This window comes from Mycobacterium paragordonae, assembly GCF_003614435.1.
Lineage (GTDB): Bacteria > Actinomycetota > Actinomycetes > Mycobacteriales > Mycobacteriaceae > Mycobacterium > Mycobacterium paragordonae.
Genome location: NZ_CP025546.1, coordinates 1,695,009 through 1,717,845, shown reverse-complemented (window position 1 = coordinate 1,717,845; position 22,837 = coordinate 1,695,009). Strand labels below are relative to the sequence as shown.

Annotated in this window: 23 protein-coding genes and 1 pseudogene; 11 read left to right on the top strand and 13 right to left on the bottom strand. The window is 66.4% G+C overall.

The genetic code is table 11. The features are described 5' to 3' along the window. Positions 1 to 37: 37 nt before the first annotated feature. Genes C0J29_RS07995 through C0J29_RS07980 form a run of 4 tightly spaced genes read right to left on the bottom strand, consistent with a single transcriptional unit; the run spans position 38 to position 4,046 of the window. Complete coding sequence (locus tag C0J29_RS07995) at positions 38 to 1,492, bottom strand: MFS transporter (RefSeq protein WP_242460381.1); 1,455 nt, start codon at positions 1,490 to 1,492, stop codon at positions 38 to 40. 59 nt (positions 1,493 to 1,551) lie between these two features. After that, positions 1,552 to 1,956 (bottom strand): hypothetical protein, encoded by a 405-nt coding sequence (locus C0J29_RS07990; protein ID WP_133448684.1) that lies wholly within the window; start codon positions 1,954 to 1,956, stop codon positions 1,552 to 1,554. Positions 1,957 to 1,968: 12 nt separating this feature from the next. Continuing rightward, complete coding sequence (locus tag C0J29_RS07985; RefSeq protein WP_120791970.1) at positions 1,969 to 2,616, bottom strand: DUF1345 domain-containing protein; 648 nt, start codon at positions 2,614 to 2,616, stop codon at positions 1,969 to 1,971. A 5-nt stretch (positions 2,617 to 2,621) separates the two neighbouring features. Further along, positions 2,622 to 4,046, bottom strand: coding sequence for a WS/DGAT/MGAT family O-acyltransferase (locus C0J29_RS07980; RefSeq protein WP_174814829.1), 1,425 nt, complete (start codon positions 4,044 to 4,046; stop codon positions 2,622 to 2,624). Between the two features lie 98 nt (positions 4,047 to 4,144). Here C0J29_RS07980 and C0J29_RS07975 point away from each other — a divergent pair, with 98 nt between their 5' ends. Together C0J29_RS07975 and C0J29_RS07970 are read left to right on the top strand one after the other, a co-directional pair. Then, a complete protein-coding gene (locus tag C0J29_RS07975; protein ID WP_120791968.1) occupies positions 4,145 to 4,762 on the top strand; it encodes a TetR/AcrR family transcriptional regulator in 618 nt (205 codons plus the stop codon). A gap of 78 nt (positions 4,763 to 4,840) precedes the next feature. Continuing rightward, complete coding sequence (locus C0J29_RS07970; RefSeq protein WP_120791967.1) at positions 4,841 to 6,148, top strand: flavin monoamine oxidase family protein; 1,308 nt, start codon at positions 4,841 to 4,843, stop codon at positions 6,146 to 6,148. On the opposite strand, the gene C0J29_RS07965 is transcribed toward C0J29_RS07970, so the two are convergent. Both C0J29_RS07965 and C0J29_RS07960 read right to left on the bottom strand, forming a co-directional pair. Continuing rightward, on the bottom strand, positions 6,122 to 6,952 hold the full coding sequence (locus tag C0J29_RS07965) for an enoyl-CoA hydratase/isomerase family protein (RefSeq protein ID WP_120791966.1): 831 nt from the start codon (positions 6,950 to 6,952) through the stop codon (positions 6,122 to 6,124). The genes C0J29_RS07970 and C0J29_RS07965 overlap by 27 nt on opposite strands. Continuing rightward, positions 6,949 to 7,386 (bottom strand): nuclear transport factor 2 family protein, encoded by a 438-nt coding sequence (locus tag C0J29_RS07960; protein WP_065043423.1) that lies wholly within the window; start codon positions 7,384 to 7,386, stop codon positions 6,949 to 6,951. Before C0J29_RS07960 ends, C0J29_RS07965 begins: the two co-directional genes overlap by 4 nt. Positions 7,387 to 7,447: 61 nt before the next feature. Between C0J29_RS07960 and C0J29_RS07955 the strand changes: the two genes are divergently transcribed. Next, positions 7,448 to 8,074 (top strand): TetR/AcrR family transcriptional regulator, encoded by a 627-nt coding sequence (locus tag C0J29_RS07955; RefSeq protein WP_162951408.1) that lies wholly within the window; start codon positions 7,448 to 7,450, stop codon positions 8,072 to 8,074. On the opposite strand, the gene C0J29_RS07950 is transcribed toward C0J29_RS07955, so the two are convergent. After that, positions 8,050 to 9,399 (bottom strand): DUF5933 domain-containing protein, encoded by a 1,350-nt coding sequence (locus C0J29_RS07950; RefSeq protein ID WP_120791964.1) that lies wholly within the window; start codon positions 9,397 to 9,399, stop codon positions 8,050 to 8,052. The two genes, C0J29_RS07955 and C0J29_RS07950, sit on opposite strands and share 25 nt — an antisense overlap. A 66-nt stretch (positions 9,400 to 9,465) precedes the next feature. Further along, positions 9,466 to 10,059 carry a mycothiol-dependent nitroreductase Rv2466c family protein gene (locus C0J29_RS07945; protein WP_120791963.1) on the bottom strand — a complete coding sequence of 198 codons (594 nt, stop codon included), beginning with the start codon at positions 10,057 to 10,059 and terminating at the stop codon, positions 9,466 to 9,468. An 80-nt stretch (positions 10,060 to 10,139) separates the two neighbouring features. Between C0J29_RS07945 and ctaD the strand changes: the two genes are divergently transcribed. Then, positions 10,140 to 11,885: an aa3-type cytochrome oxidase subunit I gene (gene ctaD / locus C0J29_RS07940; RefSeq protein ID WP_065163887.1), complete on the top strand. Its 1,746-nt coding sequence runs from the start codon at positions 10,140 to 10,142 to the stop codon at positions 11,883 to 11,885. A 12-nt stretch (positions 11,886 to 11,897) separates the two neighbouring features. Here ctaD and C0J29_RS07935 read toward each other — a convergent pair whose 3' ends face one another. From C0J29_RS07935 to fdxA, 3 genes are all read right to left on the bottom strand, one after another. Then, the gene (locus tag C0J29_RS07935; RefSeq protein WP_120791962.1) at positions 11,898 to 13,148 is read right to left on the bottom strand and encodes a KasA/KasB family beta-ketoacyl-ACP synthase; all 1,251 of its coding nucleotides are present in this window, start codon (positions 13,146 to 13,148) and stop codon (positions 11,898 to 11,900) included. Positions 13,149 to 13,489: 341 nt separating this feature from the next. Then, positions 13,490 to 14,164, bottom strand: a complete 675-nt coding sequence (locus C0J29_RS07930; RefSeq protein ID WP_082994264.1) for a helix-turn-helix transcriptional regulator — start codon at positions 14,162 to 14,164, stop codon at positions 13,490 to 13,492. Then, positions 14,161 to 14,514 (bottom strand): ferredoxin, encoded by a 354-nt coding sequence (gene fdxA / locus C0J29_RS07925; RefSeq protein ID WP_120794623.1) that lies wholly within the window; start codon positions 14,512 to 14,514, stop codon positions 14,161 to 14,163. Before fdxA ends, C0J29_RS07930 begins: the two co-directional genes overlap by 4 nt. 174 nt (positions 14,515 to 14,688) lie before the next feature. Here fdxA and C0J29_RS07920 point away from each other — a divergent pair. Further along, positions 14,689 to 15,041: pseudogene (locus C0J29_RS07920) on the top strand (molybdopterin-dependent oxidoreductase); the annotation flags it as partial. Positions 15,042 to 15,089: 48 nt separating this feature from the next. Here C0J29_RS07920 and C0J29_RS07915 read toward each other — a convergent pair. Continuing rightward, the gene (locus C0J29_RS07915) at positions 15,090 to 15,845 is read right to left on the bottom strand and encodes a helix-turn-helix transcriptional regulator (RefSeq protein ID WP_120791961.1); all 756 of its coding nucleotides are present in this window, start codon (positions 15,843 to 15,845) and stop codon (positions 15,090 to 15,092) included. 318 nt (positions 15,846 to 16,163) lie between these two features. Here C0J29_RS07915 and C0J29_RS07910 point away from each other — a divergent pair, with 318 nt between their 5' ends. The 3 genes from C0J29_RS07910 to C0J29_RS07900 all read left to right on the top strand — a co-directional run bounded on the left by C0J29_RS07910 (position 16,164) and on the right by C0J29_RS07900 (position 17,376). Beyond that, a complete protein-coding gene (locus C0J29_RS07910) occupies positions 16,164 to 16,631 on the top strand; it encodes an OsmC family peroxiredoxin (RefSeq protein ID WP_065163890.1) in 468 nt (155 codons plus the stop codon). 16 nt (positions 16,632 to 16,647) lie between these two features. Then, on the top strand, positions 16,648 to 17,121 hold the full coding sequence (locus tag C0J29_RS07905; RefSeq protein ID WP_065163904.1) for a hemerythrin domain-containing protein: 474 nt from the start codon (positions 16,648 to 16,650) through the stop codon (positions 17,119 to 17,121). Between the two features lie 63 nt (positions 17,122 to 17,184). Continuing rightward, positions 17,185 to 17,376, top strand: a complete 192-nt coding sequence (locus tag C0J29_RS07900; RefSeq protein WP_065163891.1) for a ferredoxin — start codon at positions 17,185 to 17,187, stop codon at positions 17,374 to 17,376. Positions 17,377 to 17,395: 19 nt separating this feature from the next. Here C0J29_RS07900 and C0J29_RS07895 read toward each other — a convergent pair whose 3' ends face one another. Further along, a complete protein-coding gene (locus C0J29_RS07895; protein WP_120791960.1) occupies positions 17,396 to 18,163 on the bottom strand; it encodes a DUF2249 domain-containing protein in 768 nt (255 codons plus the stop codon). A gap of 93 nt (positions 18,164 to 18,256) precedes the next feature. Here C0J29_RS07895 and C0J29_RS07890 point away from each other — a divergent pair, with 93 nt between their 5' ends. From C0J29_RS07890 to C0J29_RS07880, 3 genes are read left to right on the top strand one after another with little or no spacing between them, the layout of a single operon-like run. Beyond that, positions 18,257 to 18,979 (top strand): helix-turn-helix transcriptional regulator, encoded by a 723-nt coding sequence (locus tag C0J29_RS07890; protein ID WP_065163893.1) that lies wholly within the window; start codon positions 18,257 to 18,259, stop codon positions 18,977 to 18,979. After that, complete coding sequence (locus tag C0J29_RS07885; RefSeq protein ID WP_120791959.1) at positions 18,969 to 20,060, top strand: hypothetical protein; 1,092 nt, start codon at positions 18,969 to 18,971, stop codon at positions 20,058 to 20,060. Before C0J29_RS07890 ends, C0J29_RS07885 begins: the two co-directional genes overlap by 11 nt. After that, a complete protein-coding gene (locus tag C0J29_RS07880; RefSeq protein WP_120791958.1) occupies positions 20,057 to 22,648 on the top strand; it encodes a multicopper oxidase domain-containing protein in 2,592 nt (863 codons plus the stop codon). The genes C0J29_RS07885 and C0J29_RS07880 overlap by 4 nt, the downstream gene beginning before the upstream one ends. Positions 22,649 to 22,837: the final 189 nt, after the last annotated feature.

The window sequence follows — 22,837 nt, the reverse complement described above, 5'->3', positions numbered from 1 at the left end:
CCGTCACCGGAACCGTTGTTGATCACTCAGTATGACTTCACCTTGCGGCCAGCGGTGTGGCGATGTCCTCCAGCGACTTTCCCTCGGCATCGACGGCGAGGAACCAGGCGGTTAGGCCGCCCACAATCATCACGGCAGCACCCAGCAGATAGCCCAGGAACAGCAGCAGCGGCTTGGAGCCGTCGCCGATCAGCGCCCCGTAGATCACCGGCCCCAGCGCACCGAAACACTGTGCGATGGCGAAGAACACCGCGATCGCCTTGGCGCGCACCTCAAGCGGGAAGATCTCGCTGACCGTGAGGTAGGCCGCGCTGGCACCGGCCGAGGCGATGTAGAAGATGACGCACCAGGCGATGGTCTGCGTGATCGCGTTGAGCACGCCGGCCTGGAACAGGGCCGCGCTGACCGCCAGCAGCAGCCCCGACAGCAGGTAGGTTCCGGCGATCATCTTGCGCCGGCCGATGGTGTCGAAGAAGTGCCCAATGGTCAGGGGTCCCAACAGATTTCCCACGGCAAACGCGATCAGGTACAACGGCGTGGAGGCCGAGGGAACGCCGTAGAACTTGCCCAGCACCAGGGTGTAGGTGAAGGAGATCGCGTTGTACAGGAACGACTGGCTGATCATCAGCACGGCCCCCAGCGCAGCCCGGCTCGGGTAGTCGCGGAACAGCACGCGCGTCAACGCGAGGTAGCCGATCTCCTGGGCGGGCCGCAATTCGATGGCCGCGGATTCATCGACCGGCGGCAGGGTCGCTCCGGTGGCCTGCACCTCCTCCTCGATGTGGGAGATGGTGCGCTCGGCGTCGTCGGTGCGTCCGTTCATGACCTGCCAGCGCGGGCTCTCCGGCAGGTTGCGCCGGACCAGCAGAATCACCAGCGCCAGGACCGGGCCGATCAGGAACGCCAGCCGCCAGCCCAGGCTCAGCTCGATCGCCCGCAGGAACACGAACGTGCCCAGGGTGCCCAGCACCGCCCCGGCCCAGTAGGTTCCGTTGACCGCGATGTCGACGCGGCCGCGGAAGCGGGCCGGGATCAGCTCATCGATCGCCGAGTTGATGGCCGCGTATTCCCCGCCGATGCCCATGCCGGCGATGAATCGCGTCAGGTAGAGGAAGGCGATCCAGCCCGGGCTGTTGCCCAGTGTCGCCGCGGTGAGTGCACTGCCGAGCAGGTACACACCGAGGGTGATCATGAACAGGTTGCGCCGGCCCAGCTTGTCGGAGAGCCTTCCGAAGAACAGCGCCCCGGCAACCTCACCGGCCAGGTAGACGGTGGCGACGAACCCGACGGCGGCCGAGGACAGGTGCAGTGTCTGCGGTTCGGTCAGCGTCTCGGCCACCGCGCTGGCCACGGTGATCTCCAGGCCGTCCAGGATCCAGGCCACGCCGAGCGCCACCACCATGCGGGTGTGGAACGGCGACCAGGGCAGCCGGTCGATGCGGGCCGGAATCAGGCTGCGGATCGGACCGCCGCGCTCGCCGGACGTCGACACGGTCTGTTCCTCGCTATTCGGCACACGTCCTCGTTCCCGTCAGATGGATTTCAGAAACATCATCCCGCGATCTGGTCGGCCGTCGGCGGCTGGACGAAGACGCGCTCACCGGTGATCAGATCGGACTCGTCGAAGCCGAAGACGGCCCACAGCCGAACCTCGAACGGCTCTGCCGCCGTAGTCGGGGTACCGCGCAGCCAGAACTCGATCTGGACCTGCCCGTCGTCGAGGTGGGTGAGCTCGATCAGCTCGTTGGTCTGGTCGGGCACCAGCGCACGGCCATCGATCCAGTACTGCATGACCTCGTCAGCGCCGTCGAACACCGTCCCGTCCGGCATTTCGTAGCGGGGGTGACTGAACGTCGCCATCGTGCGGTCCCATTCCTGCACGTTCTCACTCTGCATGTGCTCGATGACGCGAGCCTCTCGAGCCTGCTGACGCGCGGGCTGCCCGGTACCGGCCATGGCGCCGTCCTTTCATGAATTACTCAGTCCAACAACCAGATTGATGGTGACGGCCAGAATAACCGCCCCGAACAGGTAGGACAGCAGCGCCTGGCCCAGCGCGATGCGACGCAGCTGGCCGGTCTGCAACGTGGTGTCGGAGACCTGGTAGGTCATCCCGATGGTGAATCCGAGGTAGAAGAAATCCAGGAAACGGGGATCCTCTGCGCCGCTGAAGTCGATGCCGCTGGCCGAGTTCGAGTAGTAGACGTCGGCGTAGCGGATGCTGAAGACGGTGTGCACGACGCACCACGCGACGGCGATGCAGACCACCCCGATCCCGGCAGCGACGTTTTTCTCCACTCCCGACTTGGAGCCGGCGGCGAGCAGGTGCGCCACCCCGGCCAGACTCGCCACGCTGGCCGACAGGATCACCACGTCGATGATCCAGCCGGTCGGCGGGTCCTCAGGCACCACGTGTTCGCGCGTGCGCTCGGCGTCCATCGGCAACACGACGATCCACGTCCACACCAGATAGACCAGCGCCGAGGCGAGCCATCCCAGGCTCGGTGCGTACGCCCATCCCCGGGTGGTCACGATGAGCAGCACAGCGGCAGCGCCGACGAGTGCCGCAACCACCAGCCGGATCACGACGTGCCTGCGCCAGCCCTGCCCCTGCATGGCCGTCAACCCAGCGCCGCGGCCAGCGGCAAGGCGGCCTCGACCGGCGTGAGAGCGTCGGAAAGTCCGGCGGCGCTGCGCAGTTCACGGAAAGCGTCGATCAGCGCATCGGTGGCCTCGTGCGGATCGTCAAGGGTGAGATCGTCGGTCAGCACCGAGATGGCGAATTGGTCGACGTAGCTCCACACGGTGATGTTCATGCCGCTGCCCGCCACGATCGGTCCGACGGAATAGATCTCGGTGAGCGTCGCTCCTTCGATGCAGCCGCGTTCGCGCGGCCCGGGCACGTTCGACACCACCAGGTTCATCACGCTGCCCGACTCCATCCGCCGGGCCTGGGTGCGAAAGATGCGCGGTGCCAACGCCGTCGGCAGGTAGGACATCCAGGCGGGCAGCACGGTCGGGCCGAGCAGCTGGTGGTTCTCCTTCGCGATCTTGGTGGCCGTCGCCGTGAGCGTCACCCGTTGCATCGCGTCCTCGATATGCACCGGCAGCGAGGGCGTCATGTAAGTGAACTCGTTGCCGTCCAGGCGGTCTGGCGACGGGTTGTAACTCACCGGCACCCCGGCGATCAACGGGACGTCGGCATGGCCGTCGTAGCGCAGCATCAGCCGGCGCAACGCCCCGGCCACCGTGGCCAATACGACGTCGTTGAGCGTGACGCCGAGATGCTTGCTCGTCTCCTTGACGTCGGCCAACGCCAGCGGTGCGGTCGCGAACCGGCGCCCGGGAGTGACTCGGTGGTTGATGAAGCACGGCGGCGGGGCGAAATTGCGGGCGAGGTCGGGGTTCGCGCCGCGCTCCTTCGATCTGCGCCGCACCCGGGAGACTCCCGACGCCGTCTCGTTGACCAGACGGGGCAGCTTTCGGATGAGGCCCGCGTGATCCTTGGCGGCCTCCTTGAGCAGGTGCGAGCGGGTCGGTAGTTCAGGCGGCAACCGCCGCGGCTCGGGCTGGTGCGGCGACAGGGCCTGGGCCATCTGGTTCGCCGAGGCCTTTCCATCGGCCAACACGTGGTGGACCTTGTGGATGATGGCGATCCGGTTGCCGGCGAGCCCCTCGGCGACGTACATCTCCCACAGGGGGTGATCGCGGCGCAACGGGGTGCTTGCGATCTGGCCGATCAATTCATCGAGCTCGCGGCGTCCACCGGGGGCCGGCACCTGCGCGCGACGTACGTGATAGTCGAGGTCGATGTCCTCGTTCACCACCCACATGGGATGGTGCAACTTCAGCGGAATGTCCAGCAGCTGGTAGCGCAGTGGCTCCAGCGCCATGAGCCGCTGATAACCGACCTCGCGGAACAGCTCAAAGTTGAAGTCCTGCTCCATTTTTGACACGTCGAGGATGCCTATCTTCAGCGTGTGCATGTGAATCTCGGGTGTCTCGGTGTACAGCATCAGGGCGTCCACACCGTTGAGTCGCTTCACACGCCTATTCCACCCCGTCGCGGGGTTGGGCGCCAGACCCCGCTCACCGCCGTACACTTCGGTCGGTTGTCCGACTATCGATCCCGAAGGAGCCACCAATGGCATACGTGCGGGCGGAGCAACGTCACGAGGAGATCGTCACCGCCGCAGTCCGGGTACTGAGCGACGTCGGGGTTCCGGGCACGACGTTGCGCGCGGTGGCAGCCGAGGCCGGGATTCCACTCGGCACGCTGCACTACGTCTTTCCGACGAAGGACCGATTGCTGCGGGCGGTCATCTCGGCGGTCATCGACGAGGTGGTGGCGGCGGTGCGGCCCGGCCTGCAGCCCGACCGCGGTGTTGCGCACGCGCTGCGGCAGGGCATGACGGGGTTCTGGACCAAGTTGGTGGAGCGTGAGATCGGACTGCAGGTCATGCAGTATGAACTGGCCATGTATTCCGTGCGCACCGAAGGCGCGGGCGGACTGGCCCAGTTGCAGTACGACCGGTACACCGACCTGGTCAGCACGCTGTGCGAGCAGGCGGCGCGAGCCGCCGGCGAACGGTGCGCCGTGGACTTCCCGACGCTCGGCCGGTTGGCTCTGGCGGTGCTGGACGGCCTGATCGTGCAGTACGTCGCCAGCACCGACGCCGCTCGCGCACGCCACGATCTCGATCATGCCGTGGACATGCTGGTCATGTTCGCCGACCCGCAACCGGTCAAGAGGGCGCGTTGATACGTGTTGCGCGGTGTGCGGTGCCTGTGGCTTACTAATTCGGTCGGTTGACCGACTTATTAGGACGGGAGACACACAGTGCCTAACTCAACGGTTGCGGTAGTGGGCGCCGGCCTGTCGGGACTGACGGCAGCGCGCGAGCTACACCGCGCGGGCGTCGACGTGATCGTCCTCGAGGCGGCCGATCGGGTGGGTGGGCGCGTACTCGGCCAGACCAGCACGCTGGGGTCGTGCTTCGACCTCGGCGGGCAGTGGATCGGCCACGACCACGACCGTGTCAAGGATTTGGCTACCGAACTCGGCGTGACCATGTTCCCCATGCATACCGGCGCCCTGCCCACGGTGATCGACGGTCCACGCCGGGTCTCAGCGATGGGGCCGTCGATGCTGGTCGTCGCCTTGGCGATGGCAGGGTTCGGCGTACTGGCACGAGTCGGAACACCGGCCAAGTGGAATGCGTCGACGCTCGACCGGTGGCTGCGCAGAGTGCCGGGTCGCACCGCCCGGCGACTGCTGGAGGTGGTCGCTCTCATCTCGTGGACCGGCGATCTGGATCGGCTATCGGTGCATGCCGCCGCGGACATGATCCGCCACCAGGGTGGTCTGTCGACAATCCTCGGGACCAAAGGCGGCGCCCAGGAGTCATTACTGGTCGAGAGCGCCGGGGCGCTGGCGGAGCGGCTGGCCGCGGAGCTTGGCCCGCGGGTGCGTACGGGTCAGCGGGTCACCTCAATCACCCGTGCCGACCGGGTGGTGGTGAAAACGGCTTCGGACGACGTGCGGGCCGACAAGGTGATCGTCACGGCGCCCCCGCCGGTGGCTGCCCGGATCGCGTTCGACCCCGAGCTACCCGTCAATTATGTTGCACTGCAACGAAACACCTATATGGGATCGGTGTACAAGGCAGTCTTCGTGTATCGCCGGCCGTTCTGGCGGGACCGCGGCGGTGGGGAGTTCCTCGTACTGGGCAACCCTGGCAGCGCGGTTTTCGACACCACGGCGCCCAGAGGCCCCGGCCATCTGTGTGTCCTGGTGGGGGGTCCCGATGCAAGAGAGCTGTCCGCGCTGGACGCCGGAGCGCGGCGGGACGCCGTGCTGGCGCCGCTGGTGGCCCACATCGGCGCCGAAGTCCTGCAGCCGGTCGACTGGCAGGAGAAGTCCTGGCACTGCGATGAATACGTCGGGGGTGGCTATGTGGCACTGCCCGAACCGGGCACCACCGAGGGATTCGTGCCGATGCCGTGCGTGCCCGTCGGCGATATCCATTGGGGTGGATCGGAAACGGCCAGTGAGCATCCGGGGTATCTGGACGGGGCGATCGAAGCCGGCCGGCGGGCCGCCGCCGAAGTGATCGCTGCGCTAGAGCCGCCCCTCGATTCTCAATGAGGGGTGCACCCAGCTGGGCGATCGGCGTTCCTTGAAAGCCATGAAGCCTTCGATCGATTCTGGGGCGCCGAGACTGGACTGCATGCCGATCCGGTCGTACAGGCCGAGGTAGTTGTCCAGGCTGGACTTGATCACCGTGCGGGCGCCCGGAGCGGTCCGGCAGCACTGCGCAAGCACTTCCCTTGCCGCCCCGGCCAACTCGTCGTGCGGGACGACGCGCGCCACCATCCCCCAATCCAGCGCCTCCGGCGCCGAGAGGGTGCGTCCGGTGAACATCAGGTCGCGGGTGCGGACCGGGCCGATCAGCCGGGCCAGCATCTGGCTGTAGTAGGTGTCGCCGATGCCGCGGTAGAGCTCGGGCACCCGGAAGGTGGCGCGGTCGCTGACGACGGCCATGTCGGCGCACAGCGCGATTTGCAGTCCCCCGCCCTGGCAGAGCCCGTTGACCGCGGCGACCACCGGCTTGGCGGATTGGCGCAGGGTGTCGAAGGGCAGGGCGTCCATGCCGAGCGCCGCGCCGAAAGTCAGCCAGTTGTCGGCACCGCCCCCGCCCATGTCACCGCCGGGCGCGAAGACGTCTCCGGTGCCGGTGATGAGCAACCCCGCCAGATCGGGGTCGCTGCCGACATGATTCACCGCGTACTTGATGCCGAAGTACATCGCCGGCGTCATCGCGTTGCGCGCTTCCGGTCGGTCCAGGGTGCAGACTCCGAATGCGCCCTCGCGGGTGAACCGCAGGAACGGTGTTCCGAGCCAGTCGCCCTCGGGCGGTCGGGGTGCTGGTGGTGTTTGCGCCTGGCTCATGAATGTCCCTGTTGTCCAGGCGCATTGGCAAACCACACGTTCTCCTCGCGTAGCTTGCGGCTGCGCCAGCCGTCTTCGGTCCGGATCAGTTCGTGGTGGTAATAGCCCCCGCAGGAACTCATTTCGGCCATGCCGGGCAGGTGCATCGGGTTGTAGAACATCGCCCGGACCCGGGCGGTGTCGCCGTCGATGTCGGCTTCGATGTTGGTGATGTAGTGCATGGTCCACGGAATCGTCGCGAAACCCTTGCCGAGCCAGTCGATCACCTCGTCCCGCGGACCGGCGATCGCCCCGGCCGAGGTGTAGTCGATGACCGCGTCGTCGGTGAAAAGGGCCCGATACAGCTCCCAGTCATTGCTGTCGACCGCACGCGCGTAGCGGTGCAGCAGAGCGGAAATCTCGAGTTCGTCGCTGATTCGTGATAGATCGCTCATGATAGGGCAGAACTCTAAAGTCTTAGAGATAAAGGCGCAATAGCGGTATGATCCGGCCATCGTGACTCGACGCAAAGCCAATGCCGACGAACGCCGCAGGTTGTTGTGCGACACGGCGATCCAGCTGCTCGCCCTCGAGGGAGCCAAGGGCCTGAGTCACCCGAAGGTCGACCAACGGGCCGGCCTTCCCGCCGGCAGCACGTCGTTCTACTTCCGCACCCGCGCATCGCTGCTACTGGCGACGACGCGACGCGTGTGCGAGTTGGACCTCGCCGATCTGTCTGCGGTGCTGGAGCCTCGTGGGGACGACGAGGGCGGCATTTCGCCCCTGGCGGCGCTGATCATGCTCTCGGCGCAGGAGCCTCGCCTCAGCCGCACTAAGGCCCGCTTCGAGCTCATCCTCCAAGCCAACCGGGATCCCGACCTGGCGACGGTGTTCGACGAGAACATCGCGCTGTTCGCGCAGGTGCAGCGCGACATCGTGATCCGGTCCCAACCTGGGCGGGACCTCGACCCGGCGACCGTCGACGAACAGGTCTCTGCCACTTTGAATTTCGTCAGCGGCTTGTTCATGCGGCTGGTCGCCGGCCAGCGGGCGTTCGACGACGGCCCACACCTCGACCGGCTACTCGCCGGAATCATCAACGGCATCGCCGCGGTTCATCAGGACACGGCCGACGAACCCTGACCGACGAAGACGCCGGGTACCGGCAGGCTCCTGTCCTTCGCCGGTCGGGCCGGCCGGGCGAAGTACGTCGCATAAAACGCGGCGCTGAACGCCACCAGCGCCCCGATGATGAGTAGGCCGAACGGCACCGCGAAGCGTGCCATCTCCTCCGCGAAGTAGCGGCAACACACCAAGAGCGCGGCCAGGAATGCGGCGCCGAACGCCGTCATGCCGATTCGCCACCCGATCCGGTCGCGCACCGGTTCCCGCAGCGCCGATTCCACCGTCAGGCACAGCACGCCGCCCGCCAGCAGATCGACGCCATAGTGGTACCCGAAGCCAAGGGTGGCGGCGACGGTGCAGACCAGCCACAGCGCGCCGCCCATCCGCAGCCACCGTGGTCCCCCACGCGAGTGCAAAAACACCGCCAGCGCCCACGCGGTGTGCATTGACGGCATGCAGTTGCGCGGCGTCGACCCGTCAAACGCAATCGCCCTGGGCGACAGGTTGATCCGCGGCACGGCGTGCGGCCAGAAGTCACCGACTTCGAATCCCCGGCCCGCGCTTCCGAACGCGAAATCCGGTCCCACCAACGGGAAGAACACGTAGATCAGCGGCCCGATCAGGCCGAGCACCAGGAATGTCGGTATCAGGAAGTGCCGCGGCCAGCCGCCGATGCTGACGTTGCGCAGCTGATAGATCGCGACCACCATTGCCGCGACCGGCAATTCGATGTACACCCAGTGCAGCGCTGCGTTGAAAACCGGACCACCCAGATGCAGGAGCCGGCCCAGCAGCCACGACGGTTGCGCGAGGGCATGATCGGCCAACAGCGCGTACTCGTCCATCACCACCGGTCGCAGAATCGCGGTGATGCGCAACCAGCTGTCGCCGACTTTGGTGGCGATGATGAGCAGCAGACCGAACGCGACTCCCCGCAACGCCGTGGACTGTTCAGCTCTGGCCCAGCGCCGCCACACGACCAGCACCGCCAAACCGGTCAGCACGATCAGCGGACCGTTGCCGAGCGTCAACGCGCCCCCGCGCGCCACCCGCACCGCCGCGAAAACAATATCGAGCGCCGCCGCCACCGACAACGACCAGACCCGGTACCGGGCAGACAGCCCGACCATCGCCACACCAAGGCCCACCCACGGCACGGTGGCCGATGTAGGTGTGCCGAAGTAGTCTCCGGCCAGGCTGCGCAGCGGACCCACGAACCCGGCGCCGCTGGCCGTGACCTGCAGTCCGATCACCACGGCGGCGATGAGCGCGACGGCGGTCGGCGCCCACAGGCGGGTCGCCTGGGATCGCCACTGCGCTCCGCGCAGTTCGCCGGTGAACACCCGACGAATAATAGGTGTCAGGTTGGGGTCTAGGGCAAGACTTGGTGGATGCCCAACCCGGTGTGTCTATCCGTGCGGGCGCTGCAGGACGGCGAACGCAGGGACGCCGGCGGCGCTGACGACCGCGTCCAGCAGCACGACGCGGTCGTCAGGTTCGGGCAGATCGGTCAGGACGGGGCCGAAGAAAGCGCGGCCGTCGATCGCAATGATCGGGCTGCCGGCCTCGTCGCCCAGGGCGTCCTGGCTCGCCGCGTGCGCCCGCCGGACCGCCTCGTCGTATTTGGAGTCGTATTTGTTCTCATCCAAGGCATTCGACAGTGAGTCTTCGAGTCCCAGATCGCTCAGCACATCGGCGACGAAACCGGGCGTGACCTCTTCTTTCTCGACATGCAGACGGGTGCCGATCGGCTCGTAGAGGCGGGCGAAAGCCTCCGGGCCGTGCCGGTCGGTGACCGCGGCGAACAGGCGTCCCAAACGTCGTGACCGTTCGAACATGCGCTGATGCGCCTCGTCCGCGTCCTCGCCTTCGTTGAGAACCGCCAGGCTCATCTGCCGGAGCACGACCGGCCGTCCGGTCTTGTCCGCCGCGTCCAGCAGCCAGCGGGAGGTCACCCAGGAGAACGGGCATACCGGGTCGAGGTAGAGATCGATGGCAGTCACCCGAACCGCCTAACCACTACGTTCGCGTTCAAACACGCCGGCGATGTTTGAAGTGGCAAAAGCAGGAAATCCGCACCGCCATGTCGATCGCGGAGCCCCAGGCTGCCCAGCTCACCGCACGTCGTCCCTTCCCGGCCCGGCTCGGCCCCACCGGCAATCTGGTCTACAAGCTGATCACCACCACCGACCACAAGCTGATCGGCATCATGTACGTCGTCACCTGCTTCACGATGTTCTTCATCGGCGGACTGCTGGCGCTGCTGATGCGCACCGAGCTGGCCGCACCCGGCCTGCAGTTCCTGTCGAACGAGCAGTACAACCAGCTCTTCACCATGCACGGCACGATCATGCTGCTGCTGTATGCCACCCCGATCGTGTTCGGCTTCGCCAACCTGGTGTTGCCGCTGCAGATCGGCGCACCCGATGTGGCTTTCCCGCGGCTCAACGCCCTCTCGTTCTGGCTGTTCCTGTTCGGCGGGCTGATCGTGCTTGCGGGCTTCATCACTCCCGGCGGCGCGGCCGAGTTCGGCTGGACTGCCTACACCCCGCTCAGCGACGCCGTCCACTCTCCCGGTGCCGGTGGCGATCTGTGGATCACCGGCCTGATCATCGCCGGTCTGGGCACCATCCTCGGCGCGGTCAACATGATCACCACCGTGGTATGCATGCGCGCACCCGGCATGACGATGTTCCGAATGCCAATCTTCACCTGGAACATCCTGGTGACGTCGGTGCTGGTGCTGATCGCCTTCCCGCTGCTGACCGCCGCCCTTTTCGGGCTGGCCGCCGACCGCCACCTGGGCGCTCACATCTACGACCCGGCCAACGGCGGAGTGCTGTTGTGGCAGCACGTGTTCTGGTTCTTCGGCCACCCGGAGGTCTACATCGTGGCTCTGCCGTTCTTCGGCATCGTCACCGAGATCTTTCCGGTGTTCTCCCGCAAGCCGGTCTTCGGTTACACCACGCTGGTTTACGCGACGCTGTCGATCGGCGGCTTGTCGGTCGCGGTGTGGGCACACCACATGTTCGCCACGGGTGCCGTTCTGCTGCCGTTCTTCTCATTCATGACATACCTGATCGCGGTCCCGACCGGAATCAAGTTCTTCAACTGGATCGGCACGATGTGGAAGGGCCAGTTGACTTTCGAGACGCCAATGCTGTTCTCGATCGGCTTCTTGCTCACCTTTCTGCTGGGTGGTGTGACCGGTGTGATGCTGGCCAGCCCGCCACTGGACTTCCACGTGACGGACTCCTATTTCGTGGTCGCCCACTTTCACTACGTGCTGTTCGGCACCATCGTGTTCGCCACCTACGCCGGCGTCTACTTCTGGTTCCCGAAAATGACCGGGCGGCTGCTCGACGAGCGCCTGGGCAAGCTGCACTTCTGGTTGACGTTCATCGGCTTTCACACCACGTTCCTGGTGCAGCACTGGCTGGGCGACGCGGGCATGCCGCGCCGCTACGCCGACTATCTGCCGACCGACAACTTCCAGACATTGAACATCGTGTCGACCGTCGGGGCCCTGATCCTGGGCCTGTCGATGTTCCCGTTCGTGTGGAACGTCTTCAAGAGCTGGCGTTACGGCGAGGTGGTGACCGTCGACGACCCGTGGGGTTACGGGAACTCGCTGGAGTGGGCGACCAGCTGCCCGCCGCCGCGGCACAACTTCACCGAGTTGCCGCGGATCCGTTCGGAGCGGCCGGCTTTCGAGCTGCACTATCCGCACATGGTCAAGCGTATGCGTGACGAAGCGCACATCGGGCGGGCGCATGGCCCGGGCGATAAGGACGTCACCAGAGTTGACGACGTCGAGGTACGCAGCTGAGTCAGGCCGCGATCAGGCCGCGCCGAACACCACCGCGACGTTGTTGCCGCCCAGCCCGAACGATTCCGCCACGGCGTAGCGGTAGTTGCCGCGGCGGGCCTCACCGGCCACGACATCGAGGTCGACGTCGGGGTCGGCTTCGGTGAAATTCAGTGTGGGCGGCACGATCTGGTCGCGCAGCGCCTGGACGGTGAGCACCGCCTCGATCGCGCCGGCCGAGCCGAGGGAGTTGCCCAGCGCCGCCTTGGGCGCGTACACCGCGGGCGAATGATCACCGAGTGCCCGGCGGATGGCGCGCGCCTCGGCCGCATCTCCGAACGTTGTGCCGGCGGCATGCGCCTTGACGAGGTCGATGTCGGACGGCGTCAGCCCAGCCAGGTGGATCGCACGGGCGATAGCATCGCCGGCACGCTCGCCGGCCGGGTCCGGCAGCACGGCGTCGCATCCGTCCGACGTCACGGCGGCCCCCATCAATCGGGCCAGGATCGGCGCACCCCGCGCTTTGGCATGCTCCTCGGTTTCCACCAGCATCATCGCGCCGCCTTCGGCCAGCACCATGCCGTCGCGGTGCTTATCGAACGGGCGGCAGGCACCGGTCGGGTCGTCGTTGTTGATGGAAAGCATGCCGAGCTGCCAGAACGTGGCCATGGGAACCGCCTCGATCACGGTCTCCACACCGCCGCAGATCGCCACGTCGGCCTCTCCGAGGACGATGCTCTGCCACGCTTGGGCGATTGCCGCGGTGCCCGACGCGTCGGCCATCACCGACGTCTCGACGCCCGCTTTCGCTTCTCGGTCGAGCCCGATCGCGGCGGCGGGCGCGTTCGGCATGTATTTCTGCACCGAGATCGGCGAGATCGCCTTCAGGCCTTTGACCTTCCAGATGTTGTGCCAGAGCGGAATGTCCTCGGTACTGCCAAGGCCCAGGCCGACCGACACCATCAGCCGATTGGTGTCGACGTCGGGCGAGCCGGCCTGCTCCCACAAGCGCCGGCTGACGACGGCGGACAACTTCTGCATGAACGCGAACCGGCGCAGCTCGACGCGGCCGAATTGCTCGTCCAGGTCTTCGCGCAATGGACCGCCGATACGCACCGGCGACTCGAACTCGGTCACGAAATCCTTGTCCAATTTTCGAATTCCGCTGCTGCCCTGCAGTAGTTGCTGCCAGGTCTCCTCGGCATCGGGCGCGAGCGACGTCGTGGACGCCACGCCGGTGACCACGACGTCGGGCAACCCCTCACCGGTTCTCAACGCGGTCATGCCGGTCGTTTCCTTGTGTCGAACATCGACGTCACCTCCCCCTCTAGGAGCCGCGCCCGTACTGATATCAACTTCCCGCCTAGTGCCGACGAAAACCCGTTATCGGCAAATCGCATTATCTTAAACGGCGCCGCCGAAGCCAAGATGTCCTGCGTTCGGCGGCCCCTGGCGGCCCAGCCGATCCCCGGCCGATCCCCGGCCTAGAGTCGACGACGCCGTTACGTCGGCGGGTGTCCCGACAGGAGAAGCACACCCACAACGGCCAGCGCGATCGATTTGACCACTTCGAGGCCGACTTGGGCGTAGTGGCTACGAGGTCAAGGCGGCGGCGACCACTGGGCTCACCGAGAGTTCCCTTGCGGTCTCAAGTGAGCCAGACAGAGATCGGGTTGGACGAACGCATCCAGTCGGTCGACAGCAACTGATGCGTCGTGGCTTTCGAGAATTCCTTGCATGAGGCCCAGGTGGATCGAGCAGACTACCTTGCGTCGGGTCTCGGCGAGTTCGAGGAATGGGCAGTGGCGCAAGCCGATCTGGTGCTCTCCCCCGGATCTGCGGCGCTCGGGCGCAAACCCGAAATCGTCGAGGACCTCTACGAGGTGGTTGACAGAGCCGTTGATGCTTGATCTTTTCCCCCGCGGCGAGCTCGTTGTGAACTCCCGCCCCCACGTACGACCCGCGGCTTGTGCCTTGCCACTGGCATCGCGACCGGAGGCGAGAGTCAACGCGAGAATCTCGGCGAGCAACCGGTAATGACGTGGTCCGCTGCGATCCATCTGTGGAATCGCGCGAAACATCAGCGGTGGCCGCCCAGGCCGTTTGCGATCTGGCGCGACATGCTCAACCCGGCCCTCGCTGACCAACGTGTCCAGATGGAAACGGACTGTATTAGAGTGCACATCAAGCACTTTGGCTATCTCAGTAATGCTCATCGGGCCTGATCGCGCTTTCAATGCCCGCAGCACATCACCACGCCGACCCGAGGACTCCTCGCGTCGCACTTCGACTGGACTCATAATCGCTCAGGGTCACGCCGGGGCAGGCTGGCCACCAACGGTGCATCGACGCCGAGGGCACCCATCCTGGCGGCTCCGCCCGGCGACCCCAGGGGGTCGTCACGGCCAGGAAGCGTCGCGAAGAAGAACGCCGCATTGTCCGCTTGGTAGGGGCGCAACTCTTCGGGCAGATCGTCCTCGTAGTAAATCGCCTCGACGGGGCAAACAGGCTCGCACGCACCGCAATCCACGCACTCGTCAGGATGAATGTAGAGCGCGCGACCACCCTCGTAGATGCAATCGACCGGACATTCCTCGACGCAGGCCCGGTCCATCACATCAACGCACGGCTCCCCAATTACATATGTCATGGCGTAGAGTTTACACAAGCAGTCTTGTATAAACCACACTGAGCGTGAGCGCCCATGACCGACAACGTAACCCGCTTCCGACACTCCCTGGGTAGCCGCGGCCCCGGCACACCGCGTCATTCGTTGCGCACCCTGTGGCTGATTCCCATCGGGTTTGCGCTACTGGTTGCGGGCTGGTGCCTCCAGGTCTACGGCCTTGTCGAGCATCCGAGCGAGTTCTCCCTGGCGGACTTGCACGGCCTGCCCTACCACGAACAGATCACCCAGCACTTCTGCATCCGGGGCTGGTCGGGTGCGGCGAAATGGGGTGAGCCACCATCTGAGCATGCTGGCCTACGACATGAACGGAGCCGCTAACCTACGGCCACGGGGCGCCGCTGCGGCTTCGCAATGAGCTGCAGCATGGCTTTCGGCATGTGAAGTGGCTCAAGGGCATTGAGTTTGTCGCGAACTACTCCGACCTTGGCAGCGGGTACGGCGGTTACAACGAAGATCATGAATTCTTCGGGCGTCACCAAACCATCTGATGCCCGGAACCTGAACGTGGCATCGCGGGGCCAACCGGGGCGCACATGTCAGTCACACGCGATCACCCTGGCGAGACATAGTTCGGGCTCGACGAAGGGCTTGAGCTCGGCATGCATCCGCGGCTCCGAAACGGCCGAATTCCCCCCGCGCGCTGCCGACTTCGTGACAAGTCCCTGCAGCAACCCCCGGTGCAGGGCACACGCCACTTCCGGGTGATCACGGGCCAGATCGCGGACGGGGCAGCGGTACAGACGGATGGTCCGCTGGTTGCCGTCGGACGATTTTCTGGCCGCGGTCAGCTCGGGACCGAAACCCATCCGGTCGAACACCGTGGTGATCAATGCCGCTCGCGCTTCAACGAACTTCGCCGGCCCGACTTCGTCCGGAATACGTTGTCCCGCAGTGTCTTCGTACAAGACGCCATCGGGGATCCGCTCAGCCCAGCGCCGGCCGGCGGCTTCGACGCGACGGCGCCGCTTGTCGGCCGTGTCGCCCAGCTCCAGTGCCAGTATCTCGGCCACGATTCGATAGTCCAGCCGCTCACGCACCGCGAGGTAGCCGGTGCGCGGACGACCCACACCGGCTCGCGTGATCCGGCTGCGCTCCACGACTCCCTCGTCGCACAACCCGTCAAGGTGGAAACGGACCGTGGTCGTGTGCAGGCCCAGCCGCGCGGCCAGCTCGTCTGCGTCGACCGGCTCGTCGTGTTCGCGCACCAGTTGCAGAACTCGTTGGCGTTGCCGATTGCGACCCGCGTGATGCGTTTGTCCGGCCTCGCCCTTGTCGTGCTTGCCCACCCGCATGTCCTCTCGTCCCGTCCCGCCAGCCGATTTAGAGGATATTATTCATTAATAATAGCACCGGCTGCCACGGCTGTCTCCCGATAACGAACGGCGTTGCGGCACAGGAGAAGACCAGGTGCGCCGTGCCGGACACCATGGTGGAGTGACTGAGTTCGGCGGACAAGGTCGCGACAGAGTCACGGGGCGAGGAATCGCTGCCGTCGATTGCATGCTCGCTGCCTCGCGATAGACCTGGCCAATGCCCAAGGTGACAGTCTAGAGTTTACACAAGTACAACTTGTATAAATACTGCCCAGCTGCGAAAAGGGGTCGAGCAATATGAGCATCGCGGATCGGACCGCGCGGACCACATGGGTAGGGCCGTTGGCGTCTGGCGAAGGCAAGCTGTCGCAGGGCAGTAGAGGAGCCCTGGATGGGCTGCCGTTGACCTGGGCCTCCCGCACCGAGCAGCCGGGCGGCAAGACCAGCCCCGAAGAGCTGGCGGCAGCAGCGCACTCATCGTGCTTTTCAATGGCATTGGCCCTGAAACTAGGTGAAAACGACACGCCGCCAGAGCGACTCGATGTCACCGCCACCGTGACCCTGGATGCGGTCGACGGAGTCCCGACGATCACCGCGTCGCGGTTGCAGGTCAGGGCTCGTGTCGTGGGCCTGGACGAGGAGGCGTTCGCGGCCGTGGTGGGCGAGGCTGCCGGCCTGTGTCCGGTTTCGCGATTGTTCGCCGGTGCCACGATCAGTGTCGATGCCGAGCTCGACGAGAGCGAACCTGTCCGTCACGCGGGCTGACGCAGAGGTGCACAAGATGTCCAGTCCGAGTTTGTCGGCCGAGCTGACGCGGGAACACCGCGAAATCGACGCTGCGCTGCAGGCCTTCATCGAGAAGCTCGATTGCGGCAGCGTGCAAACCGAATCGCTCACCGGGACGTTGGAAGCGCTGCGCCGGCACATCTATCTCGAAGAAGTGTTCCTGTTTCCGCCGCTGCGCGACGCCGGGGTCGTGATGCCGATCTTTGTGATGATGCGCGAACACGGTCAGCTGTGGCAGACAATGGACGCACTGACGGATCTGCTCGCCGACGGACACGACTATTCACGGCTCAGGGATATGTCCATAAAGCTGCTGGATCAACTGCTGCAGCACAATTCCAAAGAGGAGCCGGTCATCTATCCGAACGCGGACACAGAACTGCCACCACATACGAGCGCGGAACTGACCCGGTTCATCGTGACCGGCCGCGCCCCCGAGGGGTGGGTGTGCCAGCAAGCCGGCGGGTGAGATCTGGCTGTTGCGATGCGCCGCCCCGTACGACGTCCCGGCTCGGGTGTAAGGAGGATTTTGATGCGAGTCGTGGTAAACCGCGATCGATGTGAGGGCAATGCGTTCTGTGTGAATATCGCCCCGGAGGTGTTCGCACTCGACGATGACGAATACGCCGTGGTCATCACCGACCCCGTCCCCGTCGAGCAGGAGACGCTTGTCGCACAGGCCATCGAAGCGTGCCCTCGTGCGGCCTTGTCTCGCGAACTTTAGAGGTGAAGCCGGCCGCCGTTCACCGCTTGATCAGTCGCAGCCGCCAGGCCTCCGGCCCGCGCTGCTCGTATTGGATCTCGAGCCGGCCCGCGGCACGGTGGTCGAGTTGACGCAGCAGCGGGATCGGATCATGGGGAGCTATCAGCACCAGTGCGCAGCCGGCCGGAACGGCATCGAACGCGCCGAACACGGTGGCATGCCGGATCGAGTGCGGCACCTCGCGAACGTCGAGCACCGGATCGTCAGCGTCGGATTCACAACAGCCGCAGCTGTGTAATGGCTCGGCATCGTTGGCGGAGTCCGCACGTCCGACGAGTTCGTGCATGCCATGGGTCACCTCGACGAGGGAAACGTCGGGATCGGCAGCCACGACAGGCAAGAGCCGCTCGTTCTCGTCAACAAGGTGTGCGTCGAACAGCACTCGCAGGGCGTGACCGCACGCGGCTGCCCGCACCGGCGGCTCTATGCGGATGCGCTCGACGAGGGAGCCGATGATGCGGTGCACCGCGATCATCGATTCGACCAGCGGCCGGACGCGCTCCGAATGAGTGGCGGCCGGGTAGAGGCGCTCCTCTTCGGCGGCGGCGTGCGGCAATAGCTCGCCGGTCAGGAAGACCAGGGCAGCGGCTCGTGGCGGCTCGAAGGCCGCACCGCGCTCGACCGCCCACAGCATCGCATCGGTGAGCACCGCAAGCTGCCCTGCGAGCTGCGCGTGATGCCCCTTGATGGCTTCGGCCGCATCGGCGTCAGCGGCCGTGGAAGCGACGATCACGTCGGTGCCTGACATGTTGGTTCCTTTCCGTTGAGTCCCAGAAGCTCGCTGAGCGAAGGTGACTCATTGCCCTATCTGCATCGCCCCTAATTTACTACAATAAATTCCGTGAAAAAAGACCTGGCGGTTTTGGGCCCCGCTCCGACACCGGTGCTCCGGGCCCCGGTGGCGCTGTCCGGGCAGCGGCTGCGGGTGCTCGAGTACGTGCGCGCACACTCCCCCGTCCGGGTCGCCGAAGCCGCCAGCGCTCTTGAACTGCATCCCAACACCGTTCGCGAACACCTCGACGCGGTCGCTGAACTCGGGCTCGTGGAGCGCTCCGCCGCAACGGCGCTCGGACGCGGACGTCCGGCCACGTTGTACCGCGTGTCGGCCGCCGACCCCACCGTCGCGGTCCGCGATTACGCCGGTCTGGCGACCGCACTGGCCGGTCATCTGGCGCGCACCAGCGTCCACCCCGAGCGCGATGCGCGGGCGGCCGGCATCGAGTGGGGACACGAACTCGTCGACGAGGGCAATCGGGCCGGCGGCGATCCGCGGCAGTCCGTGCTCGCGGCGCTGACCCGCCTGGGCTTCGCGCCCGACGACGAAGATGGCGGCACCCCGGGCGCCCACGAGGGTATCGGAGGCATCGCGCTACGCCGCTGCCCCTTGCTGGACGCCGCCCGCCGCTACCCCACCGTCGTCTGTCAGGTCCACCTCGGCATCGTCGAGGGAATGCTGGAGCGCCTCGGCGCCCCCAGCGGCCGGGGGCTCGACCTCATTCCATTCGCCGAACCCGGCGCCTGCCGGCTGTTCATGCCCGAACCCGTTGTGCGACATGGTGACTGACCGACACACCCCGGCCCGATCGCTACTCCTGGTTCCCGGCGGGTTCGCGCTCCTCGCCGGACTCGATGCGGCGCTGGTGCTCCTCGGCCTGCCCGCACCGATCACGACGATACGGTTGGCCGAAGTGCACGGCGTCCTGCTGGTACTCGGGTTCGCCGGAACGGTGATTGCGCTGGAGCGCGCAGTGGCCGCGCGTCGATGGTGGGCCTATCTGAGTCCGGCATTCCTCGGCGTCGGCGCGATACTGCTGGTCGGCCCGGCACCCCGAAACCTTGGCCCTGTGCTGCTGCTCACCGGGTCGGCGGTGCTGCTCGGGGTATACGTGTCACTGTGGCGGCGATCTGCCGACGTCGCGATCGTGTTGCAGATGGCCGGCGCGGTGTTGGCGACCGGAGCGGCGCTGTTGTGGCTGGGCGGTGTGCCGGTTCCCAACGTATTGCCCTGGCTGTCGGGCTTTCTCATCCTCACGATCGTCGGAGAGCGCCTCGAGCTGGCCCGCGTGACGATGCTCGGCACCCCCGCCGAGACGCTGCTGATCGTCGTCGTGGTGGCCATGGTCGCCGGTACCGTCGCCGCATTGTTGTGGCAGGGACCCGGTTACCCGATCCTCGGCGCGGCGCTGCTGGCGACGGTGGTGTGGCTGGGCCGGTTCGACGTCGCTCGCCACACCGTGCGCGCGACGGGCCTGACCCGATACATGGCGGTGTGCCTGCTTGCCGGTTACGTGTGGTTGCTGGTGCCGGCGTCTATCTGGCTATTGGTCGGCCAAATCCGTTCCGGCGCAGGCTATGACGCCGTGGTGCACGCGGTGATGCTGGGCTTTGTGCTGTCGATGATCATGGCGCACGCACCCGTGATTCTGCCCGCTGTGTTACGTCGCCCGCTGCCCTACACCCAATTGATGTACGGCCCGGCGGCGCTCTTGCACCTGTCGCTGCTGCTGCGACTGGCGGTCGGTGACGCGCGCGGCATCAACTGGGCGCTCCAGGCGGGTGGCGTGCTGAACATCGTGGCTGTCCTGGGGTTCATCGCCGTCGCCGGGTATTCGGCGACGCGTGCGGCCGGTCGGGTGCCGGCATGAATCGCTCGGGATGGCATCTGCGTGTCGGGGCGGTCGTGTTCGCCTGGCTCGTTGCGCTCGTCGCGGTGGCGGCCGCGCATCGGTTCCTTCCGCTGTCCGGCTGGCTGCTGATCCATCTGTTGGCGCTTGGAGCGGCCGGAAACGCCATCTTGATCTGGAGCCGGCATTTCGCCGATGCGTTGCTGCGTCGGCCGCCCGATCCGAAGCATACGGCGGAAGCGTTGCGCCTCAGTGCCTTTAACGCCGGCGCCGTCACTGTGGTCGTCGGAATGCTCGGCCGGTGGTGGCCGATGGTATTGGCGGGCGGTGTCGTGGTCGCCGTCGTCGCCCTCGCACACGGGGCAACACTTCTACGGCAGCTGCGCACCGCATTACCCGCCCGCTTCGGCGTCACCGTGCGTTACTACGTCGCCGCGACGGGGTGTCTGGCGATCGGCGCGGGACTTGGTGTGGCGATGGCGAATCCGGCGCTCCCCGGCAATATCCACGAGCGGTTCGTCATCGCACATGCGGCGCTGAACTTGTTCGGTTGGGTGGCGCTCACGGTGCTGGGCACGCTCGTCACACTGTGGCCGACGATGCTGCGCACCCGGATGGCCAACGGAGTCGAAGTGGCCGCTCGCCGCGGCCTGCCGATGCTGCTCACCGCGCTGGCCGTGGCCGCCGGCGGTGCGGTGATGGGCTCACCGCCGATCGCCGGCCTGGGTGTCGTCGGGTATCTGGGTGCCGCGGGGATGGTGCTGCGGCCGCACCTCGACGAGATCCGCCGCAAGCGGCCCAACGACTTTGCGACGCTGTCGGTCTTGGCCGGCGTCGCCTGGCTGTTCGGGTCGCTGGCTTTCGCCGCCGTCGCACTGGCGATCTCGCCGACCTGGCCGGCAGCCGTCGCGGCGGCGGGCGAACTCACCGCGCCGGTGCTGGCCGGCTTTCTGGTGCAGGTGCTACTCGGGTCACTGACCTACCTGGCGCCCGTGGTGATGGGTGGGCGTCAGGCAACGCTGGCGGCCGGAGCCGAACTCGAGCGGGGGGCTCCCTGGCGGCTCACCGTCGCCAACGCCGGGCTGCCGCTCTGCGTCCTTCCGACTCCCAGTCTGGTGCGGGTCGCGGCGTCAATGCTGGTGCTGGTGGCCTACGCGGCCTTCCTGCCGCTGCTGGTTCGGGCGGTGTGGCGGGTACACCGCGATCGCGAAAAGCCTTCCGCTCCAGGCCAACCCCAAATGGCACCACCGCGGCGCCGGCTCGGCGTCGCCGCCGCCGGACTCGGGGTCGTGGTGCTGACGACTGCGGCCGCCGTCGCCGCGGACCCGGCGTCGCTCGGATTCGGCACCCCGCCGCAGGTGGCGGTGGCCGCCACGGGCCACACCACCATGGTCTCGGTCCGCATCGAGGGCATGCGTTTCGTGCCGGACGCGGTCGAGATTCCGGCTGGAGATCGACTGCAGATCACCCTGGACAACACCGGCACCGACCAACACGACCTGGTGCTGTCCAACGGCACCCGCACCGGCCGGATCGCGCCGGGCGAGTCGGCCGTTCTCGACGCCGGGGTGATCGGCTCCAGCCTCGACGGCTGGTGCGCGGTGGCCGGACACCGGCAGATGGGCATGACCTTTTCGGTCCGGGTCACCGGTGCACCGATGCCCCCCGCCCACCCGGCCCACCACGACTCGCACGACTCGCCGCATCCCGCACCGATCTCCGCCGGCGATATCGCGCGCAGCCTCAGCGCAGACCCGGCGCCGGGCTTCACCGCACGCGACGCCGCGCTGCCGCCGGCAACGCCCGAGCACCGTGTGACGCTGCCCGTGAACGAGGTCCAACGGGAGGTCTCCCCCGGAATCAGCCAGCGGCTCTGGACGTTTGGCGGCACCGCACCCGGCCCCACATTGCACGGCAAGGTCGGCGACGTCTTCGAGGTCACCCTTGTCAACGACGGAACCACCGGGCATTCGATCGACTTCCACGCGGGTGCGCTCGCCCCCGACGAACCGATGCGGACCATCCAGCCCGGTCAGCGCCTGGTGTATCGGTTCACCGCGACGCGGGCGGGCATCTGGCTCTACCACTGCTCGACGATGCCGATGTCACTGCATATCGCCAACGGCATGTTCGGGGCGGTTGTCATCGACCCGCCGGACCTGCCGCGCGTCGATCGCGAGTATGTGATCGTCCAGTCCGAGATGTACCTCGGCGCGCCCGGCGAAGTTGCCGACGGCGACAAGGTCGTCGCGGACAAGCCCGACCTGGTGGTGTTCAACGGCTATGCCCGCCAATACGACCATGCACCATTGGTCGCGCGGGTGGGCGAGCGCGTTCGCATCTGGGTCCTCGCAGCCGGACCGAATCGTGGCACCTCGTTCCACGTCGTCGGGGGTCAGTTCGACACTGTATGGTCCGAGGGCGACTACCGGCTTGGCGGCAAGGGAAGCCCGAGCGCAGGCGGTGCCCAGGCCCTCGGGTTGTTCGCGGCCCAAGGCGGATTCGTCGAAATGAGTTTCGGCCAGCCCGGTCGCTACCCGTTCGTGTCACACGCGATGGTCGACGCCGAGCGCGGCGCCCATGGCATCATCGAGGTCGCAGGCCGGTGACGTGCAACTTGACATCGCGAGACGCCGTCAGCAGTACCACCCCACCCGTACGGTCGATTTCCTTGAGGTGTTCGCAAACCCTGCGGTACGCGATATGACCATTCATCCCCAAAGGCCATGGCCCGCATGCCTGCAGGCCGGTGCGGTATGCACCGCGGACGATCACCGCATCAGCTGCGCGTTCCCACG